The organism is Kribbella sp. (assembly GCF_035687465.1).
In the GTDB taxonomy this organism is placed as follows: domain Bacteria; phylum Actinomycetota; class Actinomycetes; order Propionibacteriales; family Kribbellaceae; genus Kribbella.
Map to the genome: position 1 here is coordinate 1 of NZ_DASRXP010000296.1, position 5,769 is coordinate 5,769.

Genomic DNA, 5,769 nt, shown 5'->3' on the forward strand with positions numbered 1-5,769 from the left:
TTCCTCACCGGTCTGCCGAAGGCCGAGCTGCATGTGCACCACGTCGGATCCGCCTCGCCGCGGATCGTCGCCGAGTTGGCCGCGCGCCATCCGGCCTCGCCGGTACCCACCGATCCGGCCGCGCTGGCGGAGTACTTCGTCTTCACCGACTTCGCCAAGTTCATCGAGGTCTACCTGACCGTCGTCGACCTGATCAGTACGCCGGACGACGTCCGGCTGCTCACCTACGAGATCGCCCGCGAGATGGCCGCGCAGAACATCCGGTACTCCGAGCTGACGGTGACGCCGTACACCTCGGTGCAGCGCGGGATCGCGCCCGAGGCGTTCTGCGAGGCGATCGAGGACGCCCGGACCGCGGCGGAGAAGGAACTCGGCGTGACGCTGCGCTGGATCTTCGACATCCCCGGCGAGAGCGGCCTCCCGGCGGCCCTCGAGACCGCCCGGATCGCCACCGAGATCCGCCCCGACGGCCTGGTCGGGTTCGGCCTCGGCGGCCCGGAGATCGGCGTACCGCGGCCGCAGTTCGCCCCGTACTTCGACGCCGCCCGCGAGGTGGGTCTGCACAGCGTGCCGCACGCGGGTGAGACCACCGGCCCGGAGACGATCTGGGACGCGATCCGGGTCCTGAAGGCGGAACGCATCGGCCACGGCACCTCCGCGATGCAGGATCCCGCCCTGGTCGACTACCTGGCCGAGCACCGGATCCCGCTCGAGGTCAGCCCGACGTCCAACCTCGCCACCCGCGCGGTCGCGTCGTACGCCGAGCACCCGCTGGCCGCGATGGTCGAAGCCGGACTGGTCGTCACCATCAACTCCGACGACCCGCCGATGTTCGGCACCGACCTCACCAACGAGTACGCCGTGGCATCGGAGCTGCTGAACCTCGACGAGCAAGGCGCGGCCGAGCTGGCCCGCACTGCCGTCCGGGTCTCCTTCGCCGAGGACACCTTGAAGGAGTCCCTGCTCGCCGAGATCGACGCGTACGTGGCGAGATAACACTTGTTGGACACGCCCGGCCGTGGGTTGTGTCGGCGATGCGTGGTTGTCTGGTGCGGTGCGTATGACACCCGTGCGGAAGGTTCCTGCCGTCACGGCAGCACTGGCGCTGCTGATGGGTGCCGTGGCCGGGTGCAGCGACGTACCGGCGGCCACCTCTGGGCCACCGGCCGCCAAGTCGACGCCGACGCCGGACGCGTCGTCTGTGCCGCCGCCGCCCGCCGATGGTGAGTTGCCTAGAGGGGGGCGGCAGATCTTCCCGAAGTACCGACTCGTCGGGTACGTCGGACTGCCGGGCTCCCCCGCACTCGGGCCCCTCGACAAGGACCTGGATGCCAAGGCGGCGAAGCTGGAGACGCTGGCCACGCAGTACGCGAACGGGCGGACGCCACAGCCCGTGCTGGAGCTCATCGTCGTGGTCGCGAACGGGCATGCGGGCAAGGACGGGCTGTACCGCAGCCGGCTCACCGACGCCAAGATCCAGGACTACCTGGCCCTTGCCCGTAGGCACCGGATGTTGCTGCTGCTCGACATCCAGCCCGGCCGGGCGAGCATCCTGACCGAGGTCAAGCGGCTGGAGCACTGGCTGAAGGAGCCGGACATCGGGCTCGCGTTCGACCCGGAATGGGCGGTCGGTCCCGGGCAGGTGCCGGGCCGGGTGTTCGGCCGGACCAGCGGAGCCGAGCTGGACCAGATCGCGACGTACCTGTCCGGGTTGGTGCAGGCGAACAACCTGCCGGAGAAGGTGTTCGTGTTCCACCAGCTGTCCAGCCGGATCGTCAGCAACGAGAAGGCGATGAAGCAGCACCCGGGCGTGGTCACGATCAAGTCGGTCGACGGGATCGGTCACCGTTCCGACAAGGAGGCCACCTGGCGCAAGCTCACGCCGCAGATGGCAGCAGGTGTGCACGCGGGATTCAAGCTGTTCTACAAGGAAGACACCCGCCACGGTGCCCTGATGACCCCAGCACAGGTGATGGCCCTCAAGCCTCGGCCGGAGCTGGTGATCTACGAGTAGACCCTGCGGCCGGTTGCGAAGCGGTGGCGTCCGGCGAGGTCGAGTTGGTCGCGGACCTCCGTGAAGTGACCGGTGGCGGCGAAGACCGCTGGGGCCGATTCGCCTTGTACGTCAGCGTGTTCGCAGCCGAACCAGCCGCCGGGCTTCAGGAGGCGGCCGGCCGTGGCGGCGACCACCTTGATCTCGTCGAGGCCGTCGTCGCCCGACCAGAGCGCTAGAGCGGGATCGTGGTCGCGCACCTCGGCGGTGACGGATTCCCAAGCAGTCAAAGGGATGTAGGGCGGATTGGCGATCACCGCGTCGACGAGTCCGTCGAGCTCCGGCAGGCAGCCGTCGATGTCTCGCTCGTGCAGCGTGGCGCCGGTCCCGGCCAGGTTGCGCCGCGCCCAGACGCACGCTTCCGGAGACAGCTCGACTGCGTGGACCGTGCTGTCGGGCCGCTCGGTCGCCACAGCGCCTGCGATCGCACCGGATCCGCTACAGAGGTCGACGACGAGGGGTGCCTCGACGTCTGCGAGCTTGTCGAGGATCCAGCCGACGAGGACCTCGGTCTCGGGCCGCGGTACGAATACCCCAGGCCCGACAACGAGCTCCCTATAGCGGAAGGCGGCTGTACCGGTCAGGTGTTGCAGTGGTTCCCGCTGAGCCCGCCGGGCCACCAACTCGTCGTACCGGGTCTGTTGCTCGGGTGTTACCTCTACTAGGCCCAGCTGCATCCTGGGGACGCCGCAGACGAAGGCTAGGAGCTCGGCTGCGTCGTAGTCGGGGGACGCGACACCGGCTTCTTGCAGACGCGTGGTCGCGGCCGCCAGCAGTGCGCGTGCGTTCACTGGGAGTCGACAGCCTCGAGGCGGGCGGCCAGGTCGGCATCGGTGAGGGCCTGGATGACGGGAGCGAGGTCGCCGCTGAGGACGTGGTCGAGGTTGTGCGACTTGTAGCCGATCCGGTGGTCGGAGAAACGGTTCTCCGGGAAGTTGTAGGTGCGGATCCGCTCGGACCGGTCGACCGTGCGGATCTGCGACCGGCGGGCGTCCGAGGCTTCTTGGTCGGCCGCTTCCTGGGCCGCGGCGAGCAGCCGGGAGCGCAGTACGCGCATCGCCTGTTCGCGGTTCTGCAGCTGGGACTTCTCGTTCTGCATCGAGACCACGATGCCGGTCGGCAGGTGGGTGATCCGCACCGCCGAGTCGGTCGTGTTGACGCTCTGCCCGCCGGGACCGGACGACCGGAACACGTCGATCCGCAGGTCGTTCTGGTCGATCTCGACGTCGACGTCCTCGGCCTCCGGCAGCACCAGCACGCCGGCCGCGCTCGTGTGGATCCGGCCTTGCGACTCGGTCACGGGAACGCGCTGCACCCGGTGCACGCCGCCTTCGAACTTCAGCTTCGCGTACGGCGTCTCGCCTGGTTCCGGGGTCCCTTTGGCCTTCACGGCGACGGTGATCGACTTGTAGCCGCCGAGATCCGACTCCGCCGAGTCCAGCACCTCGGTCTTCCAGTTCTGCGTCTCGGCGTACCTCAGGTACATCCTCAGCAGATCGCCGGCGAACAGGGCGGACTCGTCGCCGCCCTCGCCGGCCTTGATCTCGAGGATCGCGTCCTTGTCGTCACCCGGGTCGCGCGGGACCAGCAGCACCTTCAGCTTGGTGGCCAGCTCCTCGCGCCGGGCCTCCAGCTTGGTGGCCTCGTCGGCGAAGGCGGGGTCCTCGTCGGCGAGCTCGCGGGCCGCCTCGATGTCCCCAGCGGTCTGCAGCCACTCGTCGTAGGTCCGGACCACGGGCGCCAGCGCGGCGTACCGTTTACCGACCTTGCGGGCCACGTCCTGGTCGGTGTGCAGCTCAGGGTCGGACATCCGCCGCTCCAGCTCGGCATACTCCGCCTTCAGCGTCTGGACCGCCTCGAACATCTGAACTCCTCTCACACTGACCGAACCTGGACAGACGAACCGCGCGCCGGTGCCGAACCACTGGGGCTCGGAACCGGCGCGCGGTGAGACAGCTACTTCTTGGCGTACCGCTTCTCGAAGCGGGCAACCCGGCCACCGGTGTCAAGGATCTTCTGCTTGCCGGTGTAGAACGGGTGGCACTGCGAGCACACGTCAGCGTGAATGCTGCCGCTCTCCGCGGTCGAGTGCGTCTCGAACGTCGCGCCACAGGTGCACGTCACCTTGGTCGCCACGTAGGTCGGGTGGATGTCGCTCTTCATGGGTCTCCTCGAGTCAAAGGCGGTCCGGGTCGCCCGCTTGATGCGGCCGTGAACCGGAACCAACGGTCAAGTCTGCCATTGACGGCGCAGACTTGACCAATCGGGTCAGTTGCCGTCGTCGGTGTTGCGGCCGCTGGCAGACGGGGTGGTCTTGTTGACCTGCATCAGGAACTCGATGTTCGACTTGCTCTCCTTGAGCTTGCCGATCAGCAGTTCCAGCGCCGCCTGACCGTCGAGCGCGGACAGCACCCGGCGGAGCTTCCAGACGACGGTGGTCTCGTCCTTGGCCATCAGCAGCTCTTCGCGGCGGGTACCGGAGGCGACCACGTCGATGGCCGGGAAGATCCGGCGGTCGGCGAACTCGCGGCGGAGCCGGAGCTCCATGTTGCCGGTGCCCTTGAACTCCTCGAAGATGACCTCGTCCATCTTGGAACCGGTCTCGATCAGCGCCGTCGCGAGGATGGTCAGCGAACCGCCGTCCTCGATGTTGCGGGCCGCACCGAAGAACCGCTTCGGCGGGTACAGCGCGGACGAGTCGACACCACCGGACAGGATCCGGCCGCTGGCCGGGGCCGCGATGTTGTAGGCCCGGCCGAGCCGGGTGATCGAGTCGAGCAGCACGACCACGTCGTGGCCCAGCTCGACCAGGCGCTTGGCCCGCTCGATCGCCAGTTCCGCGACCGTGGTGTGGTCGTCGGCCGGACGGTCGAAGGTCGAGGCGATGACTTCGCCCTTGACCGTGCGCTGCATGTCGGTGACCTCTTCAGGCCGCTCGTCCACCAGCACGACCATCAGGTGTACTTCGGGGTTGTTCGTGGTGATCGCGTTCGCCAGCGCCTGCAGCACCATCGTCTTACCGGCCTTCGGCGGCGAGACGATCAGGCCACGCTGGCCCTTGCCGATCGGGCTGACGATGTCGACGATCCTGGTGGTCAGGATGTTCGGCTCGGTCTCGAGCCGGAGCCGCTCGGTCGCGTACAGCGGGGTCAGCTTGTTGAAGTCCTGCCGCTGCTTGGCGATCTCCGGGTCCGACCCGTTCACGGTGTCGATCCGGACCAGCGGGTTGAACTTCTCCTTGCGCTCGCCGTCGGACGGCTGCTTCACCGCACCGGTGATCGCGTCGCCCTTGCGCAGGCCGTACCGCTTCACCATCGACAGCGCGACGTACACGTCGTTCGGGCCCGGCAGGTAGCCGCTGGTCCGGACGAAGGCGTAGTTGTCGAGCACGTCGAGGATGCCTGCCGCGGGGACGAGCACGTCGTCCTCGTTGATGGTCGGCTCCGGCTCGAAGCGCTCGTTGCGACCGCGGTTGCGCTGGTTGTCGCGCCCGGTGTCGCGGCCGGTGTCGCGGGCACCGGTGTCACGGCCGGTGCGGTCCCGGTCGCGGCCCCGACGGCGACGGCGACGGCCCTCGCCCTCCTCGCCACGATCGTTCTGGTCCTGCCGGTTGCGCTGGCTGTCCGTACGCTGCGCGTCACGGGTCTGACCGTCACGGCTCTGACCGTCACGGCTCTGGGCGTCACGGCTCTGGGCGTCACGGCTCTGGGCGTCAC

At 68.5% G+C, this 5,769-nt stretch carries 6 protein-coding genes; 2 read left to right on the top strand and 4 right to left on the bottom strand.

Going from position 1 to position 5,769, the window contains the following annotated elements:
• Both VFG33_RS14920 and VFG33_RS14925 read left to right on the top strand, forming a co-directional pair.
• A partial coding sequence (locus VFG33_RS14920) for an adenosine deaminase (RefSeq protein WP_325026709.1) occupies positions 1-996 on the top strand: 996 nt, incomplete at its 5' end.
• A gap of 64 nt (positions 997-1,060) precedes the next feature.
• On the top strand, positions 1,061-2,014 hold the full coding sequence (locus VFG33_RS14925) for a hypothetical protein (protein ID WP_325026719.1): 954 nt from the start codon (positions 1,061-1,063) through the stop codon (positions 2,012-2,014).
• Here VFG33_RS14925 and prmC read toward each other — a convergent pair.
• The 4 genes from prmC to rho form a co-directional block, all read right to left on the bottom strand.
• Positions 2,005-2,844: a peptide chain release factor N(5)-glutamine methyltransferase gene (gene prmC / locus VFG33_RS14930; RefSeq protein WP_325026712.1), complete on the bottom strand. Its 840-nt coding sequence runs from the start codon at positions 2,842-2,844 to the stop codon at positions 2,005-2,007. The genes VFG33_RS14925 and prmC overlap by 10 nt on opposite strands.
• Positions 2,841-3,917 carry a peptide chain release factor 1 gene (gene prfA, locus VFG33_RS14935; RefSeq protein WP_325026713.1) on the bottom strand — a complete coding sequence of 359 codons (1,077 nt, stop codon included), beginning with the start codon at positions 3,915-3,917 and terminating at the stop codon, positions 2,841-2,843. Before prfA ends, prmC begins: the two co-directional genes overlap by 4 nt.
• Before the next feature lie 92 nt (positions 3,918-4,009).
• On the bottom strand, positions 4,010-4,216 hold the full coding sequence (gene rpmE / locus VFG33_RS14940) for a 50S ribosomal protein L31 (protein ID WP_325026715.1): 207 nt from the start codon (positions 4,214-4,216) through the stop codon (positions 4,010-4,012).
• 105 nt (positions 4,217-4,321) lie between these two features.
• The coding region (gene rho / locus VFG33_RS14945; RefSeq protein WP_325026717.1) for a transcription termination factor Rho at positions 4,322-5,769 on the bottom strand (1,448 nt) is incomplete at its 5' end.

Bases quoted from the DNA above. Each gene is read 5' to 3' on its own strand.
- VFG33_RS14925 (WP_325026719.1), top strand. From the start codon at position 1,061: ATGACACCCGTGCGGAAGGTTCCTGCCGTCACGGCAGCACTGGCGCTG.
- prfA (WP_325026713.1), bottom strand. From the start codon at position 3,917: ATGTTCGAGGCGGTCCAGACGCTGAAGGCGGAGTATGCCGAGCTGGAG.
- rpmE (WP_325026715.1), bottom strand. From the start codon at position 4,216: ATGAAGAGCGACATCCACCCGACCTACGTGGCGACCAAGGTGACGTGC.